The 17,215-nt window shown below is 67.2% G+C and carries 17 protein-coding genes; 12 read left to right on the top strand and 5 right to left on the bottom strand.

Going from position 1 to position 17,215, the window contains the following annotated elements; translation table 11 throughout:
• Positions 1 to 40 precede the first annotated feature (40 nt).
• On the bottom strand, positions 41 to 475 hold the full coding sequence (locus ACZY0B_RS13240) for a DUF4307 domain-containing protein (RefSeq protein WP_463764569.1): 435 nt from the start codon (positions 473 to 475) through the stop codon (positions 41 to 43).
• A gap of 122 nt (positions 476 to 597) precedes the next feature.
• On the opposite strand from ACZY0B_RS13240, the gene mca reads away from it, so the two are divergent.
• The 3 genes from mca to ACZY0B_RS13225 are packed head-to-tail and all read left to right on the top strand — an operon-like array spanning position 598 to position 3,780.
• Positions 598 to 1,470: a mycothiol conjugate amidase Mca gene (gene mca, locus ACZY0B_RS13235; RefSeq protein WP_463764568.1), complete on the top strand. Its 873-nt coding sequence runs from the start codon at positions 598 to 600 to the stop codon at positions 1,468 to 1,470.
• Entirely contained in the window at positions 1,467 to 1,769 is a 303-nt protein-coding gene (locus ACZY0B_RS13230; protein ID WP_463764567.1) for a hypothetical protein, read from the top strand. The genes mca and ACZY0B_RS13230 overlap by 4 nt, the downstream gene beginning before the upstream one ends.
• Positions 1,756 to 3,780, top strand: a complete 2,025-nt coding sequence (locus ACZY0B_RS13225) for a thioredoxin domain-containing protein (RefSeq protein WP_463764566.1) — start codon at positions 1,756 to 1,758, stop codon at positions 3,778 to 3,780. Before ACZY0B_RS13230 ends, ACZY0B_RS13225 begins: the two co-directional genes overlap by 14 nt.
• A gap of 7 nt (positions 3,781 to 3,787) precedes the next feature.
• Here ACZY0B_RS13225 and trhA read toward each other — a convergent pair whose 3' ends face one another.
• Complete coding sequence (gene trhA, locus ACZY0B_RS13220) at positions 3,788 to 4,525, bottom strand: PAQR family membrane homeostasis protein TrhA (protein ID WP_463764565.1); 738 nt, start codon at positions 4,523 to 4,525, stop codon at positions 3,788 to 3,790.
• A gap of 158 nt (positions 4,526 to 4,683) precedes the next feature.
• Between trhA and ACZY0B_RS13215 the strand changes: the two genes are divergently transcribed.
• The 4 genes from ACZY0B_RS13215 (at position 4,684) to ACZY0B_RS13200 (ending at position 8,794) form a co-directional block, all read left to right on the top strand.
• Complete coding sequence (locus tag ACZY0B_RS13215) at positions 4,684 to 5,472, top strand: (2Z,6E)-farnesyl diphosphate synthase (RefSeq protein ID WP_463764564.1); 789 nt, start codon at positions 4,684 to 4,686, stop codon at positions 5,470 to 5,472.
• Positions 5,473 to 5,575: 103 nt separating this feature from the next.
• A complete protein-coding gene (locus ACZY0B_RS13210; RefSeq protein WP_463764563.1) occupies positions 5,576 to 6,952 on the top strand; it encodes a hypothetical protein in 1,377 nt (458 codons plus the stop codon).
• A 186-nt stretch (positions 6,953 to 7,138) separates the two neighbouring features.
• Positions 7,139 to 8,227, top strand: a complete 1,089-nt coding sequence (locus ACZY0B_RS13205; RefSeq protein WP_463764562.1) for a methyltransferase — start codon at positions 7,139 to 7,141, stop codon at positions 8,225 to 8,227.
• A 150-nt stretch (positions 8,228 to 8,377) separates the two neighbouring features.
• Entirely contained in the window at positions 8,378 to 8,794 is a 417-nt protein-coding gene (locus tag ACZY0B_RS13200; RefSeq protein WP_463764561.1) for a hypothetical protein, read from the top strand.
• A 24-nt stretch (positions 8,795 to 8,818) separates the two neighbouring features.
• On the opposite strand, the gene coaA is transcribed toward ACZY0B_RS13200, so the two are convergent.
• A complete protein-coding gene (gene coaA, locus ACZY0B_RS13195; RefSeq protein WP_463764560.1) occupies positions 8,819 to 9,757 on the bottom strand; it encodes a type I pantothenate kinase in 939 nt (312 codons plus the stop codon).
• 115 nt (positions 9,758 to 9,872) lie between these two features.
• On the opposite strand from coaA, the gene glyA reads away from it, so the two are divergent.
• Both glyA and ACZY0B_RS13185 read left to right on the top strand, forming a co-directional pair.
• The gene (gene glyA, locus ACZY0B_RS13190) at positions 9,873 to 11,153 is read left to right on the top strand and encodes a serine hydroxymethyltransferase (protein ID WP_463764608.1); all 1,281 of its coding nucleotides are present in this window, start codon (positions 9,873 to 9,875) and stop codon (positions 11,151 to 11,153) included.
• Between the two features lie 69 nt (positions 11,154 to 11,222).
• Positions 11,223 to 12,050, top strand: coding sequence for an acyl-ACP desaturase (locus ACZY0B_RS13185; protein WP_463764559.1), 828 nt, complete (start codon positions 11,223 to 11,225; stop codon positions 12,048 to 12,050).
• On the opposite strand, the gene ACZY0B_RS13180 is transcribed toward ACZY0B_RS13185, so the two are convergent.
• Complete coding sequence (locus tag ACZY0B_RS13180; RefSeq protein ID WP_463764558.1) at positions 12,047 to 12,175, bottom strand: hypothetical protein; 129 nt, start codon at positions 12,173 to 12,175, stop codon at positions 12,047 to 12,049. The genes ACZY0B_RS13185 and ACZY0B_RS13180 overlap by 4 nt on opposite strands.
• A 126-nt stretch (positions 12,176 to 12,301) precedes the next feature.
• Between ACZY0B_RS13180 and ACZY0B_RS13175 the strand changes: the two genes are divergently transcribed.
• The 3 genes from ACZY0B_RS13175 (at position 12,302) to ACZY0B_RS13165 (ending at position 16,153) form a co-directional block, all read left to right on the top strand.
• Positions 12,302 to 13,603 carry a PhoH family protein gene (locus ACZY0B_RS13175; protein ID WP_463764557.1) on the top strand — a complete coding sequence of 434 codons (1,302 nt, stop codon included), beginning with the start codon at positions 12,302 to 12,304 and terminating at the stop codon, positions 13,601 to 13,603.
• Positions 13,604 to 13,708: 105 nt separating this feature from the next.
• Positions 13,709 to 14,584 (top strand): polysaccharide deacetylase family protein, encoded by an 876-nt coding sequence (locus ACZY0B_RS13170; protein ID WP_463764556.1) that lies wholly within the window; start codon positions 13,709 to 13,711, stop codon positions 14,582 to 14,584.
• A gap of 102 nt (positions 14,585 to 14,686) precedes the next feature.
• Positions 14,687 to 16,153, top strand: coding sequence for an adenylate/guanylate cyclase domain-containing protein (locus ACZY0B_RS13165; RefSeq protein WP_463764607.1), 1,467 nt, complete (start codon positions 14,687 to 14,689; stop codon positions 16,151 to 16,153).
• Between the two features lie 10 nt (positions 16,154 to 16,163).
• On the opposite strand, the gene ACZY0B_RS13160 is transcribed toward ACZY0B_RS13165, so the two are convergent.
• Positions 16,164 to 17,201 carry a hypothetical protein gene (locus ACZY0B_RS13160; protein ID WP_463764555.1) on the bottom strand — a complete coding sequence of 346 codons (1,038 nt, stop codon included), beginning with the start codon at positions 17,199 to 17,201 and terminating at the stop codon, positions 16,164 to 16,166.
• Between the last annotated feature and the right edge of the window lie 14 nt (positions 17,202 to 17,215).

Below are 17,215 nucleotides of genomic sequence, written 5' to 3'. Positions count from 1 at the left end.
ACAGCCGATGACGTCATTCGGGATTCGCCTTTGTGACCAGTCAGGCTGAGCGCAGGTAGCCGGGTACGTCGGTGCCGCATCCGTAAATGTCCGCCATCACCGGCGGTTGCGAAGACTTCACCGTCGTCGTGACCTGCACCGTTGGCTGCGCGGATGGCGGGACCAGTACCTCTCGTCTGCCCGTCTCGCTGCCGTCTTTCGCGCGGACCCGCACGATGCAGTCCACCGGCCGTGCCGGGTCAGATCGCGTCACGCTGATCGTGACCGACGCTGTTTCGTTGTCGATCACCTGATAGCCGGCCAGCGACCCCGAGACCTCACTGGTGCCCAGCCGTAGGTAGCCGACGATCGCGATGGCGACCCCGGCGGCTAGGACCAGCACGCCGAGCGTGATGGCCACCCGGCGTCGCGTGACGCGGGACAGTCGCGAACGCCCGTAGCGGGCCTCGGGACGCGGAATGGAAGTCGAAGTCATGGGAGTTTCACGGGTGGGTTGTCTGCTGCCGAGCCATGGCCGCCGGCATGCAACATGGGAGAACTGGAATTATAGGGTCCTTATAGGCTCGAAGGGAGACCAGCGGACCGACAAGGGGACACGTGAGCGAACTGCGATTGATGGCGGTGCACGCCCACCCCGACGACGAGTCCAGCAAGGGTGCGGCCACACTGGCCCGGTATGCCGACGAGGGACACCGCGTGCTGGTCGTGACTTTGACCGGGGGCGAGCGCGGCGAGATCCTCAACCCGGCGATGGATCTGCCCGATGTGCAACAGCACATCGCCGAGATTCGCCGGGACGAGATGGCCAAGGCGGCCGAAATTCTCGGCGTCGAGCACACCTGGCTCGGCTTCGTCGATTCCGGTCTGCCCCAGGGCGATCCGCCGCCGCCGCTGCCCGAGGGCTGCTTCGCGCTGGCGCCGCTGGAGGAGTCCATCGAGGCGCTGGTGCGTGTGGTCCGCGAGTTCCGGCCACACGTGATCACCACGTACGACGAGAACGGCGGCTACCCGCATCCGGATCACATTCGCTGCCACCAGGTTTCGGTCGGTGCCTACGAAGCGGCCGGCGACTATGCCCGCTTCCCGGACGCCGGTGAGCCCTGGACGGTGTCCAAGCTCTACTACAACCACGGCTTCCTGCGGGCGCGTATGCAGCTGCTGCACGATGAGGCCGTCAAACATGGTCAAGAGGCCCCGTTCAAGAAGTGGCTCGAGCACTGGGATCCCGAGCATGACCCGTTCGCAAACCGGGTGACCACGCGCGTGGAGTGCGCGGCGTATTTCGGCCAACGCGACGATGCGCTGCGGGCGCACGCCAGCCAGATCGACCCGAACCACGACTTCTTCGCCGCTCCCATCGCGTGGCAGGAGCGGCTTTGGCCGACCGAGGAGTTCGAGTTGGCCCGCTCGCGGATCCCGGCCCAGCTCCCGGAGACCGACTTGTTCGCCGGAATCGAGAACCACAGGTGAGCCACCTTTTACTCACCGTGATCGCGGATGGGACACCACAGCACACCGGGCCGGATTTCGGGAAGGCCAGCCCGCTCGGGCTGTTGGTCATCGTGCTGCTGTTGATCGCCACCTTGTTCCTGCTGCGTTCGATGAACCGGCAACTGAAGAAGGTGCCCGACTCGTTCGACCCCACGCACCCCGAGCCCGATCAGGCCGCCGACGAGGGCACCGATACGCTCGGCCCACCCCATGACGAAGCTCCCGGGCCCGCGAACGGATCACCCCGGCCGTCAGGGCCCGGCGATGAGCCCGGCTGAGTCTTCTTCGGTCAACACCCTGGGGCTGGCTACCAGCCCCTATTTGCGTCAACACGCAGACAATCCGGTGCACTGGCAGCAGTGGACGCCGCAGGCAAGGGCCGACGCGGCGGCGCGTGATGTGCCGATCTTGCTCTCGATCGGTTATGCCGCGTGCCACTGGTGCCACGTGATGGCCCACGAATCGTTCGAGGACGACGAGGTGGCCGCCGCGATGAACGCGGGATTCGTCTGCGTCAAGGTCGACCGCGAGGAACGGCCGGACATCGACGCGGTCTACATGAACGCCACCGTCGCGCTCACCGGACAAGGTGGCTGGCCGATGACGTGTTTCCTGACGCCGGACGGCCGGCCTTTCTTCTGCGGCACCTACTATCCGAAAGCCGGTTTCCTGCAACTTCTTTCGGCTGTAAGCGAAACCTGGCGGCAGCGCCGGGGTGAGGTTGAGGAGGCGTCGGACCACATCGCCGGCGAGTTGCGCAAGATGGCTTCTTCTTTTGGAGGACACCGGGCCGGCGGTCCGGATATCACGCCGGAGCTGTGCGATCATGCTGTCGCCGCGGTGCTGGCCGACCAGGACACGGTGCACGGCGGGTTCGGCGGTGCGCCCAAATTCCCGCCGTCGGCGATTCTCGAAGCGCTGCTGCGCAACTACGAACGCACCGGATCGCCGGCAGCGCTACAGGCCGTCGAGCGCACCGGCAACGCGATGGCCCGGGGCGGCATCTACGACCAGCTCGCCGGCGGCTTCGCCCGCTACAGCGTCGACAACGCTTGGGTCGTACCGCATTTCGAGAAGATGCTGTACGACAACGCGCTGCTGCTGCGCGCCTACGCGCACTGGGCCCGACGTACCGGAGATCCGTTGGCCCGCCGGGTCACCGCGCAGACCGCACAATTTCTGCTCGACGACCTGGCCGACGGCGCCATGTTCACGTCGTCGCTGGACGCCGACGCCGACGGCCGCGAGGGTTCGACCTACGTCTGGACGCCGGAACAGTTGACCGAGGCGCTTGGCCCCGACGACGGCCGCCTTGCCGCTGAGGTTTTCGCGGTCACCGGATCCGGCACCTTCGAACACGGGACGTCGGTCCTGCAGTTGCCCGTCGACCCGGACGATGCGCAACGGCTGGATCGGGTGCGGACCGCGCTGCTGGCCGCCCGGGTCACCCGGACGCAGCCGGGACGCGACGACAAGGTCGTCACGTCGTGGAACGGCCTGGCGATCACCGCGCTGGCCGAGGCCGGTGTGGCCCTGGAGGAACCCGAGCTCGCCCGCGCGGCGCGACGCTGCGCGACGGTGCTGCTGGACACCCACGTCGTCGACGGCCGGTTGCGCCGGGCCAGCCTCGGCGGAGTCGTCGGCGACAGCGCCGCCATCCTGGAGGACCACGCGATGCTGGCCACCGGGCTGCTGGCGCTCTATCAACTCAACGTCGAAGACGTCTGGCTGACCGCGGCGTGCGGGCTGCTCGACACCGCCCTGGCGCACTTCGCCGATCCGCAGCTACCCGGCCGCTGGTACGACACCGCCGATGATGCCGAGCAGCTGATGCTCCGGCCGTCAGACCCGCTGGACGGGGCCACCCCCTCGGGCGCGTCGACGATCACCGAAGCGCTGCTGACCGCGGCGCACCTGGTCGACAGCGTCAAAGCGCCGCGATACCTGCAAGCGGCGACCGAAGCCCTGACCGCGCATTCGGTACTGCTGGCACGGGCCCCGAGGTCGGCCGGACATTGGCTGGCCGTGGCGGAAGCCGCGATCCGCGGGCCGCTGCAGATCGCGGTCGCCTGCACCTCGCCGCGGTCACCGCTGCTGATCGACGCCCGCCGGTTCGCGCCGGGCGGGGCGATCGTGATGGGCGGCAAGATGGACTCGTCGGCCCTGCTGGTCGGCCGGGACCGGGTGCGCAGTGCCGACGCCGCCTACGTGTGCCGCGGACGTCTCTGCGACCTGCCGGTCACGCGATCGTCCGACCTGGCCGCCGCCCTGGGCGTACCCGCGCAGTAGCGCCGATTCAGAAGACCACGAACCACATCGCGATGTAGTGGCAGATCGCCGCTACCGCGGTGCAGGCATGGAAGAACTCGTGGTAGCCAAATGTCGACGGCCAGGGGTCGGGCCAGCGCAGGGCGTAGAGAATGCCGCCGATGCTGTACAGCGCACCGCCCACGAACAGCAGCACCATCGCGGCAACGCCGGCGTTGTGCAGGATCGCTGCAGTGAACCAGACGGCTACCCACCCCAACAGCAGGTAGAGCGGCACGCCCACCCAGCGCGGCGCCGACGGCCAGAGCATTTTCAGCAGAACGCCGGCCGCCGCCCCACCCCACACGACCCACAACACCAGGTGGCCTGCGTCGGGTGGCAAGGCCAGCAAGGCGAACGGGGTGTAGCTGCCGGCGATGAACACGAAGATCATCGAGTGGTCGGCCCGCTTCATCCATTTGCGGGCGGTCTCGGATTTCCAGTGCACGCGGTGATAGGTCGCGCTGACGGTGAACATCACGATCGTCGCCGCGGTGTACAACAGCGTCGCCAGCCCGGCGCGGGTGGACGCCACCGCCCACGACACCGCGACCAGCGAGGCACCCGCGAACACGGCGATACCGGCGGAATAGACGTGGATCCAGCCGCGGAACCGCGGTTTGGCCAGTACCCGGGCGACACCGTCGACGAGGTGCTGCGCGGCATTGGCCGCGATCCCCTGCGAATCGGGTTCCGGGTCGGTGGCAGTGCTGGTCGGGCCGCTCATGTCTCCTGTTGCCTTCTTCGGATGGCGGTCAAGGTGCCAGTGCCTGACATCGATAAACACTAGTCCGCGCCAGGCGGGTGACGGCCCTTTCGGCGGCGGTTACACCCTCGAAAAATCCGCCCGAGAATTCGTTGCCACTCACAGTAGTGTGGATCCTCGTGGAGATAATCCCGCCGCGGCTCAAAGACCCGCTCTATCGCGTCTACGAGCTGCGGCTGAGGCAGGGCCTGGCCGCCTCGAAGTCCCAACTTCCGCGGCATATCGCCGTGCTGTGCGACGGGAACCGGCGGTGGGCCCGCGACGCGGGATACGACGACGTCAGCTATGGCTACCGGATGGGCGCGTCCAAGATCGCCGAGATGCTGCGCTGGTGCCAGGAAGCCGGCGTCGAAATGACCACCGTCTATCTGCTGTCCACCGAAAACCTGCAACGCGATCCCGACGAGCTGGCCGGGCTGATCGAGGTCATCACCGACGTCGTCGAGGAGATCTGCGCGCCCGCCAATCGCTGGAGTGTGCGCACGGTGGGGGACCTGGAACTGCTCGGCGACGAGCCGGCCCGCCGGCTCCGCGGTGCGGTCGAGTCCACGCCCAGCGTCGCGCCGTTTCACGTCAACGTCGCGGTCGGCTACGGCGGCCGGCAGGAGATCGTCGGCGCGGTGCGCGCGTTGTTGAGCAAGGAACTCGCCAACGGCGCCACGGGCGAGGAGCTGGTCGACGCGGTGACCGTCGACGCCATCTCCGAGAACCTCTACACCTCCGGCCAGCCGGACCCCGAGCTGGTGATCCGCACGTCGGGCGAGCAACGGCTGTCCGGGTTCCTGTTGTGGCAGAGCGCCTATTCGGAGATGTGGTTCTGCGAAACGCACTGGCCCGCGTTCCGCCGCGTCGACTTCCTGCGTGCATTGCGTGACTACAGCCGGCGGGATCGCCGCCACGGCAAGTAGTCCGTGCCGATCGCAAGCGCGGCGGAGCCGAGCGCAGCGGGTCGGCACAAGTAGTCAGCGACGGCTCTCCAGCGGCACGTCACGCGCGTGCCACACTGGGTAGATGGCTGCGCTGTCGGCGGTGGTGTTCACGCTGAGCGCCTGGCTGGGCTTGTATCTGGCGGCCCGCGATCCGCGCAAACCCGTCCTCGCGCTGGCGGCGATTGGACTGTGCGGCTTCGCGCTGGTGGTGGCGCTGGACGCGGTGCGCACCGCCGCCCCGCTGCCCGCGCACGCCGGGCTGCTCAGCCGCGTCGAGATCTACCTGGCGACCATCCCCGGCGTGGCGTGGTTCGCGGTGCTCGTCGAGCTGTGCCGGCCCAGCGACGGCGAGCGGGCGCGCACCCGCGAGCTGTTGCTGGTGGCCGGGGTTGCCGCGCTGACCCTGTTCGGGGCGATGCTGGCCGGCAGCGTCGAGGGGCCGCTGCGGCCGGGTCACTGGCTGATGATCGCGGTGATCTCGGTGTCGACCCTGGGCGCGATGGCCGTCGCGTTGCGCCGCCCGCGGCGGCCCAGGCCGGCTGTGGGACTGGCCATTACGGCGACCCTGTTCTTCGCGCTGGCCAATGCGATCCTGATCATTCCGCTGGGCCTGGTGCCCAGCTGGGTTGCGCTGGCGTCGACGAGTTGCGACGTCCTCGGGCTCGGGGTCGCCGTCGCGCTGTGGGACGCGTTCGATGAGGGCCAGGCACTGCGGGCCGACATGCTGCGCTCGTTCGCCGGTTCCGTGGCGGTGGCGGTGCTGTTCGGCGGCCAGGCGCTGATCGGGCTGGCGGTGACCCGTGACGACCCCGCCGCGCAGACCGCCCTCACCGTGCTGCTGTTCACCAGCTTGGCGGTCGCGATCACCGTGCAGGTGCTCGCGGATCCGCTCGCCGGGGTCCTCGACCGGCTGGCGTTCTCGAAATCGCCTGCGCTGCGGGCGGATCGGGCCGCGTTGCGGCACACCGGTGCGGCGTTGCCGCTGCGCCAGGAACACCCGCTCGCGGACGTCGACGACGTCACCTTCGTCAGGCTCACCCGACGGGCGCTGGGCCACTACGGCGACCTGAGCAAGCTGGTCGCCAGCCCGCTGACCGCGTTGCCCGTCATCGGCGAACGGCTGGCCGCGCGGGGAGCACCCGATCACCCCGTTGAGCGGGCCAACGAACTCAAGGCCGTGCTCGCCGACGGCATTTCGCGGCTGAAGCCGCGCGACGGCGGCGACTTCGGAACCACCGAAGAATGGCGTTACTACAACTCGCTGTATTTCCCGTACGTCGTCGGTGTGCGCGCCTACGCGCAGAACGCCACCGCCTCGGGACTGGATCCGACCGCGCGGCAGGCCTGGCAGTGGTTCGTCACGGAGGTCCCCCAGCGCTCGCTGCACAACTGGCAGAACGCGGCGGCCAGGCTGATCGCGGCGGATCTACGCGGCCGCGTCGCCGTACACACCGAGTAGCTCGGCGCCGCCGCGGGCGCGGTAACGCCCGTGAACACCGTGCCTTCTGTACTGCCATCAGCGTTATTCGGCTGACAACGCTGGTTGTAGTGGCCCCGCGCCCCATCTTCGGGTGAACTGGCAACGAATACGGGATGTGCGGCCGACCGGCCTGCACGTGCCATCCCGAGTCCGCTAGGGGGACTTATGTTTTCACCGACCCTTCCGCCCGCCCAATTCGCGCGGGCTGTCGAGATCGCCCGGCACCATGTCGGTCAGCTGCACCAACGAATGGTGCCGCCGCCGGCCGCGATGATGGAAATGATCATCAATGCTTGGGCCGCGCAGGCGATTACCGCTGCGGCAGAGCTCGGCATTGCCGACGCGCTGGCCAAGCAGCCGATGGACGCTGACGAATTGGCTACCGCGGTCGATGCGGACGCCGATACCGTCAGTCGGCTGATGCGGGGCTTGATCTCGCGGGGCGTTTTTCGTCGTCATCGGGACGGGCGTTACGACCTCACCCCCCTGGGGGACACGCTGCGCAGTGACAGCGATGTCTCGCTGCGCGCGTTCGCAAGATTTCTGGGGTCACCCCAGGATCGGGAGCACTGGAGCCACATCACCGACTCGATTCGCACCGGCCGGGCGGCGGTCGCCGAGCTGCGCGGCAAGTCCTACTTCGAGTACCTGGCAGAGCAACCGGAACTCGACGAGATTTTCAACGACGCCATGACCGACATCTCCGAGCTGGCGATCCCGCCCGTCATCACCGCCTACGATTTCAGCCGCTATTCGACGATCGTCGACGTCGCCGGTGGCCACGGCCGGCTGCTGGCCGCGGTCTTGAACGCCACGCCACAAGCCCGGGGCATCCTGTTCGACCAGCCGCACGTGATTGCGGGCGCCTCGCCATTGCTCGAGGAACATCGGGTGGCCGACCGGGTCAAACTGGTCGGAGGTTCCTTCTTCGCGTCCGTGGCCGACGGTGGCGACGCGTACATCCTCAAACACATCATCCACGACTGGCCCGATGACGAGGCCGTGCAGATCCTTGCCAACATCCGGAAAGCCGCCGGAGCCGGCAAGCACGTGTTGATCGTGGAATTCGTCATTCCGCGGCACCACCGCGAATTCCCCGGGCACTGGATGGACCTGGGGATGCTCGTCGCGGCCGGTGCTCGCGAGCGCACCGCCGGCCAATACGGCCGGCTACTGAGCCGTGCGGGTTTCCGGCTCACGCGGGTGGTCCAAACGGCCTCACCGATCAGCGTCGTCGAAGCGATCGCGATCTAATCCCAAATCCGTCGCTACGGGAATATTCGTCAGCAATCCCTGGTCATTTAGTCCGTGGCAGCAGTTGGCAGTGCCACGGGTCGATATGGCAGTGCTCTGGCGGCACGCTCAAACCAGTTCGACAAAACCGCCATCGCGAGGAGTAATCACATGTCCGCAGTAACTGGCATACCGAACTTGTACCTGTACGACTCGACCGACTCGTTGTTGCGTTTCGCAATGCGTGCAGATGCCACGTTGACGGGGCTGTGCGGTCTGGCCGTCGCCGCCGTCGCAGACCCGCTCTCGTCGCTGACCGGCCTGAGTTCCAATCTGGAATACGCCCTGGGCGCCTTTTTCGTGCTGTATGGCCTGGTCGTGTTCAGCGTGGCGGCGTCATTGAACTTGCGTCGCGCCGGGATGGGTGTCGTCGCGGCCAACATCGTGTTCACGCTGGGCGCCGTCGTGGCCGCCGAGGCAGTGCCGATGACCGCGACCGGGGTGGCCGCCACGCTGGCCAGTGGCATCTACACCGCGGCCTTCGCAGGACTGCAATACCTGGGAGTGCGTCGCCTGCCGACCGTGTAACTCGCTTTCCGGGCGGCTGGGCCTTTACAGCTTGCGCAGCCGCAACCGGTTGATGGAGTGGTCGGCGTCCTTGCGCAGCACCAGCGTTGCGCGGGGACGCGTCGGCAGAATGTTCTCGACCAGATTGGGCCGGTTGATCGACCGCCAGATCTCACGCGCGGCGGCGACGGCCTTAGTGTCGTTGAGGGCCGAGTAGTGGTGGAAGTGCGATTCTGGGTCGGCGAAGGCCGTGCCGCGCATGGCCAGAAACCGCGAGACGTACCACTGTTCGATGTCTTCGATCCGGGCGTCGACATACAGGGAGAAGTCGAACAGGTCCGACACCATCAGCGTCGGACCGGTCTGTAACACGTTGAGGCCCTCCAGGATCAGGATGTCTGGATGCCGGACCACCTGTTTGGCCCCGGAGATGGTGTCGTAGCGCAGATGTGAGTACACCGGCGCACACGCGTAGTCGGAACCCGATTTGACCGACGTGACGAACCGCATCAGCGCCCGGCGGTTGTAGCTCTCCGGAAAACCTTTGCGGTGCATCAGGTTTCGTCGATCCAGCTCGGCGTTCGGGTAGAGGAATCCATCGGTGGTCACCAGGTCGACCCGCGGGTGGTGATCCCAGCGCGCCAGCAGCGCCTGCAGCACACGAGCGGTGGTCGACTTCCCGACCGCCACACTGCCGGCCACGCCGATGATGAACGGCACCGGCCGGTCCGGGTTCTGCTGCGGCTCACCGAGGAATTCCGAAGTGGCAGCGAACAATCGCTGCCGGGCCGCGACCTGAAGATGAATGAGCCGGGCCAGCGGCAGGTAAACCTCTTCGACCTCGAGCAGGTCGATCTGCTCGCCCAGACCACGCAGGCCGACAAGTTCCTCTTCAGTGAGGGCCAGCGGCGTCGACATGCGCAACGCGCGCCACTGCTTTCGGTCGAACTCCACATAAGGGCTCGGCTCGCTCAGCCGGGGCATGGTGCAAGTGTGGCAGGGGCGATTGCACGCCGGACGGCTGGGCTGGCTAAAAGCACCGCTCGTTAGACTGGCGCCTGTGACCGCCGCACCTGATGCCCGTGTTTCCTCCTCCGTGATGTCTGCCCCGCTTGCCGAAGTCGACCCGGATATCGCCGAGCTGCTCGGCAAAGAGCTGGGCCGGCAACGCGACACCCTCGAGATGATCGCGTCGGAGAACTTCGTGCCGCGCTCTGTGCTGCAAGCCCAGGGCAGCGTGCTGACCAACAAGTACGCCGAGGGGTTGCCCGGCCGGCGCTACTACGGCGGCTGCGAGCACGTCGACGTGGTGGAGAACATCGCCCGCGATCGCGCCAAGGCGCTGTTCGGTGCCGACTTCGCGAATGTGCAGCCGCACTCCGGCGCCCAGGCAAACGCCGCGGTGCTGCACGCCCTGATGTCACCGGGCGAGCGGTTGCTGGGTCTGGACCTGGCCAATGGTGGGCACCTGACGCACGGCATGAAGCTCAACTTCTCCGGCAAGCTCTACGAAAACGGCTTCTACGGCGTCGACCCGACGACCCATCTCGTCGACATGGACGTGGTGCGCGCTCGGGCGCTCGAATTCCGCCCGAAGGTGATCATCGCCGGCTGGTCGGCCTACCCGCGAATTCTCGACTTCGCGGCGTTCCGGTCGATCGCCGACGAGGTCGACGCGAAGCTCTGGGTGGACATGGCCCACTTCGCGGGCCTGGTCGCGGCCGGACTACACCCCTCTCCGGTTCCGCACTCGGATGTCGTGTCCACCACCATTCACAAGACGCTGGGTGGCGGGCGCTCCGGGATGATCCTGGGGAAGCAGGAGTACGCCAAGGCCGTCAACTCGGCGGTGTTCCCCGGCCAGCAGGGCGGACCGCTGATGCACGTGATAGCGGGCAAGGCCGTCGCGCTGAAGATCGCCGGCACCCCCGAATTCGCGGAGCGCCAGCAGCGCACGCTGTCCGGCGCCCGGATCCTCGCCGACCGGCTGTTGGCCGCCGACGTCGCCAAGGCCGGCGTATCGGTGGTCAGCGGTGGCACTGACGTCCACCTGGTGCTGGTTGACCTGCGCAACTCCCCGCTCGACGGCCAGGCCGCCGAGGACTTGCTGCACGAGGTCGGTATCACGGTCAACCGCAATGCCGTCCCCAACGACCCGCGGCCACCGATGGTGACGTCCGGCCTCCGGATCGGCACCCCTGCGCTGGCCACCCGCGGCTTCGGGGACGCCGAGTTCACCGAGGTCGCCGACGTCGTCGCCACCGCGTTGGCGGCCGGCACCTCGGCCGATATCGCGGCGCTGCGAGACCGGGTGACCCGGCTTGCCAGGGAGTTCCCGTTGTACGAGGGACTCGAGGACTGGGCGCTGGTCGGTCGGTAGGTCACGGAATGGCCGCGACACCGGCGGTTGATTTCATAACACCTGTGTCTACAGGTTACAGTTACTTTCATGGCACAGAGACCTGTCGCTAATGCGCTGACCCTGGAACTCGAGCCGGTCGTCGAGGCGGAAATGGACCGCCACTTGTCCACCGACGACATCTGGTTCGCCCACGACTACGTGCCGTTCGACCGGGGTGAGAACTTCGCTTTCCTCGGCGGACGCGACTGGGACTCATCCAGCATGACGCTGCCGCGAGAATTCACCGATGCCTGCGAGATCCTGTTGTTGCTCAAGGACGACCTGGCCGCTCATCACCGCGAGCTCGTCGAGCACTTCATTCTTGAGGACTGGTGGGGTCGCTGGCTGGGCCGGTGGACCGCGGAGGAGCATCTGCACGCCATCGCGCTGCGCGAATATCTTGTGGTGACCCGCGAGGTCGACCCGACCGCCAACGAAGAGGCCCGCGTCCAATACCTGATGCAGGGCTACCGCGCCGACACGTATACGCAAGTGGAAACCCTGGTGTACATGGCGTTGACCGAGCGCACCTATGCCGTCTTCTGCAGCAATCTGGCCGCCAAGCTCGAGGAGCCGATTTTGGCAGGCCTGGTCGACCGGATCGCCAGGGACGACGCGCGCCACGAACTGTTCTTCTCCAACCTCGTCGCGCACTGCCTCACGTACACCCGCGACGAGACGATCGCCGCGATCGCCAAGCGCGCCGCCGACCTCCGGGTCGTCGGTGGCGACATCCAGGCGTATCAGGACAAGGTGCAAAACGTCGCCGACGCGGGGATTTTCGGTCCCGCCGAGCTGCGCCAGGCGATCTCCGATCGCATTACCGAGTGGGGCCTCGCGGACGAAGCCCAACTGCGGCAGTTCGTCGTCGGCTAAGCCGGCCGTCGAGAGCGATCACCGCGCTCGCTGTCTTCATCGCTCATCGTCACCCCGGCGTCGGCGCGCCTGCGCTGCTGCAAAGCGGCGACGAGAGTAGCGTCATTCTCGATGGTCAGCGTCATGCTTAGCTGCCAGGGCGGCACCTCCCGTCACCACAACGGAAGGACCGGCCCCGGTCCTGGTGTCGCAGTTCCCGCCGACATGCCTGCGCGGGTCCGCGCGGGCTCATCCCGCTCGAGGAGCGCTACGTGACCGAACTCCGGACCTACGTGATCGACACTTCCGTGCTGCTGTCCGACCCATGGGCATGTAGTCGGTTCGCCGAACACGAGGTGGTGGTCCCGCTGGTGGTGATCAGCGAACTGGAGGCTAAACGCCACCATCATGAGCTGGGATGGTTCGCCAGACAGGCGTTGCGATTGTTCGACGATCTGCGGCTCGAGCACGGACGGCTGGATCAGCCCATTCCCGTTGGTGCGCAAGGCGGTACGCTGCATGTTGAGCTCAACCACACCGACCCGGCAGTGTTGCCGGCCGGTTTCCGCAGCGACAACAACGACTGCCGGATCCTGAGTTGCGCCGCCAACCTCGCCGCCGAAGGCAAGCGGGTTACGTTGGTCAGCAAGGACATTCCGCTGCGTGTCAAGGCCGCCGCGGTGGGCCTGGCCGCCGACGAGTACCACGCGCAAGACGTGGTGGTCTCCGGCTGGTCGGGGATGCAGGAGATCGAGACCGCCGCCGAGGACATCGGCGCGCTGTTCGCCGACGGCGAGATCGACCTGGCCGAAGCTCGAGACCTGCCGTGTCACACCGGAATTCGGCTGCTCGGTGGTAGCTCTCATGCGCTGGGCCGGGTCAACGCAGACAAACGTGTCCAGCTGGTTCGCGGTGACCGCGAGGTGTTCGGCCTGCGCGGTCGCTCCGCCGAGCAGCGCGTCGCGCTCGACCTGCTGCTCGACGAGTCGGTGGGCATTGTGTCGCTGGGCGGCAAGGCCGGTACCGGCAAGTCGGCGCTGGCGCTGTGCGCCGGTCTCGAGGCGGTGCTGGAACGGCGGACCCAGCGCAAAGTCGTGGTGTTCCGCCCGCTGTACGCCGTCGGCGGCCAGGAGCTGGGCTACCTGCCCGGCAGCGAGAGCGAAAAGATGGGCCCCTGGGCGCAGGCGGTCTTCGACACCCTGGAAGGTTTGGCCAGCCCGGCCGTGCTAGAGGAAGTGCTGGCCCGCGGCATGCTCGAAGTGCTGCCGCTGACCCACATCCGGGGGCGCTCGCTGCATGACTCGTTCGTCATCGTCGACGAGGCGCAGTCGCTGGAGCGCAACGTGTTGCTGACCGTGCTGTCCAGGCTGGGTACCGGCTCGCGGGTGGTGCTCACGCACGACATCGCCCAGCGCGACAACCTGCGGGTGGGCCGCCATGACGGCGTCGCGGCCGTCATCGAAAAGCTCAAGGGACACCCGCTGTTCGCACACATCACCCTGCTGCGCAGTGAGCGGTCGCCGATTGCCGCGCTGGTCACCGAGATGCTCGAGGAAATCGCCGGCCCGCACTGACCTGGGCTTTGCCTGTGTGTCCCGGGCTATGAGTGTGCGCTGACGGCGCCCTGTGCGCACACTCGACGCCCAGGTTGCGCACTCGAGGGCGAGTAAGCTGCCAGGGTGCCGAAACGACCCGACAGCCAAGCCTGGCGCTATTGGCGGACCGTGTTCGGTGTCGTGGCCGCCGGTGCGGTGTTGGTGATCGGTGGCCTGACCGGTCACGTGACACGCGCCGACAACCTGAGCTGCTCGGTGGTCAAGTGTGTCGCGCTGACGTTCGACGACGGGCCGGGCCCGTTCGACGAGCGGCTGCTGCAAATCCTGAAGGACAATGACGCCAAGGCCACCTTCTTCCTGATCGGCAACAAGGTGGCCGCCAACCCGGCCGGAGCCAAGCGCATCGCCGACGCCGGCATGGAGATCGGTAATCACACCTGGGAACACCCCAACATGGCGACGATCCCACCAGACGACATCGCCGGACAGTTCGCCAGGGCCAACGACGCGATCAACGCCGCGACCGGGCGGACCCCGACGCTGTATCGTCCCGCCGGCGGACTGTCCACGCCCGAGGTGCGCCAGACCGCCGCTCGCTACGGACTAGCCGAAATCCTTTGGGATGTCATCCCTTTCGATTGGGCCAACGACTCGAACACCGCGGCGACGCGGTACATGCTGATGACGTACATCAAGCCGGGCTCGGTGGTGTTGTTCCACAACACCTATTCGAGCACCGTTGACCTGGTGTACCAATTCATTCCGGTGCTCAAGGCCAACGGCTACCGCCTGGTGACGGTCAGCGAACTGCTGGGGCCGCGGGCGCCTGGCAGCAGCTACGGCAGCCGGGACAACGGGCCGCCCGCCAACGAGCTCCACGACATCCCGCCCGGTGACATCCCGACGCTGCCCAACACGCCCTCGCCCAAGCCGATGCCGAACTTCCCGATCACCGACATCCCGGGCCAGAACTCGGGCGGGCCAAGTAACGGTGCGTGAGCGCCGCGCGGCTACCTTTAGAGGGTGATCAAGGCGGGCCGGGGTGCGCGAGAATCGCGCGGGGCGACATCCGAGACAGCGCAGCGCAAGTCAGCTCGCCGGCTGTCCATTGAATATGCGGTCGATCTTGCCCTGTCCTACATCATTGCCGTCATCGACGCCGCCGCCATCCTGATTCCGCTGCGGGGCCACACATTTCTCAACACCGACGTCGATTTCGCGGACAAGAACACGCCGACGGTCGTGGTGCTGGTGGTGCTCGGGATCGTCGGTGTGGCGGTGGCCGGTTTGTTCAGCCTTGCTCCCACACTGCGGTGGTATGCCGCGGGCGACGAGCCCACGACGGAGCAACGGGAAGCCGCGATGCGGCTCGCCGGCCGCCAAACGGTGATCCTGCTGGTGGCCTGGGGCCTTGCCGGCACCATCCTGATACTGATCAACCTCGACGGCGGTGCCGCGCTGCTGTTGCCGATGGCGCTCGGCGTGCTGCTCGGTGCGCCTGCCGCCGCGGGCACGGGAATGCTGCTCGCGCAACGCACGCTGCGGCCCATCATGGGTGCCGCGACGCAGGGGCTCGAGCCCCGGTTGGCGGTGCCGGGAGTGTTCGCGCGACTGGTCATGCTGTGGTTTCTGGTCAGTGCGCTTCCGATCGGTGTCGTTGCGACCCTGGTGGTGCTGCGTTCCTACGGCTGGCTGATTCAGCGGTCCGCCTCGTTGGACGTGCCTGTTCTGGTGGTTTCGCTGGCCGCTCTGCTGCTCGGGCTGCCCACGATGATCCTGACGTCGCGATCGATTTCGGACCCGATCGGTGAAGTGGTGGACGCGATGGCCCAGGTCGAACGCGGCCACATCGACACCACCGTCGGCGCCTACGAGCGATCCCAAATCGGGCGTCTGCAAACGGGTTTCAACCGAATGGTAGCCGGGCTTGCCGAGCGCGACCGGTTACGCGACCTGTTCGGGCGCCACGTCGGGGCCGACGTCGCCCAGCGCGCCATCGAAGAGGGCGCATCGCTGTCCGGAGACGTGGTCGAGGCGGCGGTCCTGTTCATCGATCTGGTGGGCTCGACGCAGCTCGCGGAAAGCCGTCCGCCCCAAGAGGTTGCCGATGTGCTCAATGACTTCTTCCGGATTGTCGTCGAAGCCGTCGACGAACACCACGGATTGATCAACAAATTCGCGGGCGACGCCGCGCTCGCGATCTTCGGGGTGCCACTGCGGACCAGCGAGCCGGCGTCGGCGGCGCTGGCCACGGCGCGCACGCTGGGCATTCAACTGCGCCGGCTACCCGTGGTCGATTTCGGTATCGGTGTCTCGGCGGGCCGCGTTTTTGCGGGCAACATCGGTGCCGAAAACCGCTATGAATACACGGTAATCGGTGATGCGGTCAACGAGGCCGCACGCCTGGCGGATCTCGCCAAGACCTCGGATCGGCGGATCCTGTGCTCGGCGGCGGCCATCGAGCGGGCCGACGACACCGAACGGGGTCACTGGGCGGAATGCTATTCCACCGTGCTGCGCGGACGCTCCGAAGCCACACACGTCTCGGCGCCCGCAGGTCCCCCTTAGGCCTATCGCCTTACTTCGAGACCTTCAGCGATCCGATCACCTGGTTGAGGATGCCCGCCGAGGCGGCATCGCCGATGGGCGTTGCGCCCAGGAAGATGGTGACCGGCTTGGTGTCGACCGCGATGATGGTCACCGAGTCGCCCTTCACATTTCGGGCGGGATCGGCAATCGTGACGTCAGCGTCCACCCGGGCGGCCTTGATCCCGTCAACCGTCATCGACGATTTCCTGATCGGGCCCAGCGTCGGTGAGGCGTTCGAATAGCCGGGACCTTCGGCCACGCAATTCATCAACTTCGCCGCCTGCGCGGTGACATCCATGCTGGAGACGAAATTGCTCACCGCGACCTCGGCCTGCATCACCCACTGGTTGGCGCCCTGCACCTCTTGCGCGAGGCCCACTGCGCCAATGAGATTCGGAGTCTGATCGTCCGAGAACGGCATCCATCCGGGTGCCGCGTTGGCCGGGAACGACAACTTGCCCGCCTTGATCGGGGCGCCGCCCGGGGGCTTGTCGCCACCGGACACATTGGGCGTGCAATCGGTTGCCGTCTGTCCGGAACCGCTCGGCTGCGACGTCGGCGCGACCGTCGTTGTCGAGGGATTTGCCTTGGGGGACTTGGGTTCGTTGCCCAGGCTGAGCACCAGGATCACCACCAGCGCGATGACGCCCAGCACCGCGATACCGGCGACGATCAGCCATGGCATGTTCGACCGCGGCCCATTGGGCGGCGGCCCGGGAGGGTAGGACCCGGGCGGCCAGCCGGGCGGGAACTGCTGGCCGGGCTGCGGGTACGGCTGCCCGGGGTAGCCCGGCGCGGACGGATCCACACCGCCCGCGGGATTGGTGAACGGACCGGTCGGCGGGTAGGGGTACGAACCGCTCTGCGGCTGCGAGTAGGGGCCGCCCTGCGGATACGGGGGCGGGCCGCCTTGCGGTGGACCCTGGGGCGGACCACCTTGCGGCGGACCACCCCAATAGGGGCCCTGCCCATACGGATTCGCTCCATATGGATCCTGACCGTAGGGACCGCCCGGAGGAGCCGTCATTACAGAAACACCCC

This window comes from Mycobacterium sp. IDUB_19 (assembly GCF_055419445.1).
The sequence above is the reverse complement of the archived record's forward strand: the minus strand, read 5'-3'. Positions and strand labels throughout refer to the sequence as shown.

Excerpts from the sequence above, each read along its gene's own strand:
- ACZY0B_RS13240 (WP_463764569.1), bottom strand. The coding sequence starts at position 475 with ATGACTTCGACTTCCATTCCGCGTCCCGAGGCCCGCTACGGGCGTTCG.
- ACZY0B_RS13225 (WP_463764566.1), top strand. The coding sequence starts at position 1,756 with ATGAGCCCGGCTGAGTCTTCTTCGGTCAACACCCTGGGGCTGGCTACC.
- trhA (WP_463764565.1), bottom strand. The coding sequence starts at position 4,525 with ATGAGCGGCCCGACCAGCACTGCCACCGACCCGGAACCCGATTCGCAG.
- ACZY0B_RS13210 (WP_463764563.1), top strand. The coding sequence starts at position 5,576 with ATGGCTGCGCTGTCGGCGGTGGTGTTCACGCTGAGCGCCTGGCTGGGC.
- ACZY0B_RS13205 (WP_463764562.1), top strand. The coding sequence starts at position 7,139 with ATGTTTTCACCGACCCTTCCGCCCGCCCAATTCGCGCGGGCTGTCGAG.
- ACZY0B_RS13200 (WP_463764561.1), top strand. The coding sequence starts at position 8,378 with ATGTCCGCAGTAACTGGCATACCGAACTTGTACCTGTACGACTCGACC.
- coaA (WP_463764560.1), bottom strand. The coding sequence starts at position 9,757 with ATGCCCCGGCTGAGCGAGCCGAGCCCTTATGTGGAGTTCGACCGAAAG.
- glyA (WP_463764608.1), top strand. The coding sequence starts at position 9,873 with ATGTCTGCCCCGCTTGCCGAAGTCGACCCGGATATCGCCGAGCTGCTC.
- ACZY0B_RS13185 (WP_463764559.1), top strand. The coding sequence starts at position 11,223 with ATGGCACAGAGACCTGTCGCTAATGCGCTGACCCTGGAACTCGAGCCG.
- ACZY0B_RS13180 (WP_463764558.1), bottom strand. The coding sequence starts at position 12,175 with ATGACGCTGACCATCGAGAATGACGCTACTCTCGTCGCCGCTTTGCAG.
- ACZY0B_RS13160 (WP_463764555.1), bottom strand. The coding sequence starts at position 17,201 with ATGACGGCTCCTCCGGGCGGTCCCTACGGTCAGGATCCATATGGAGCG.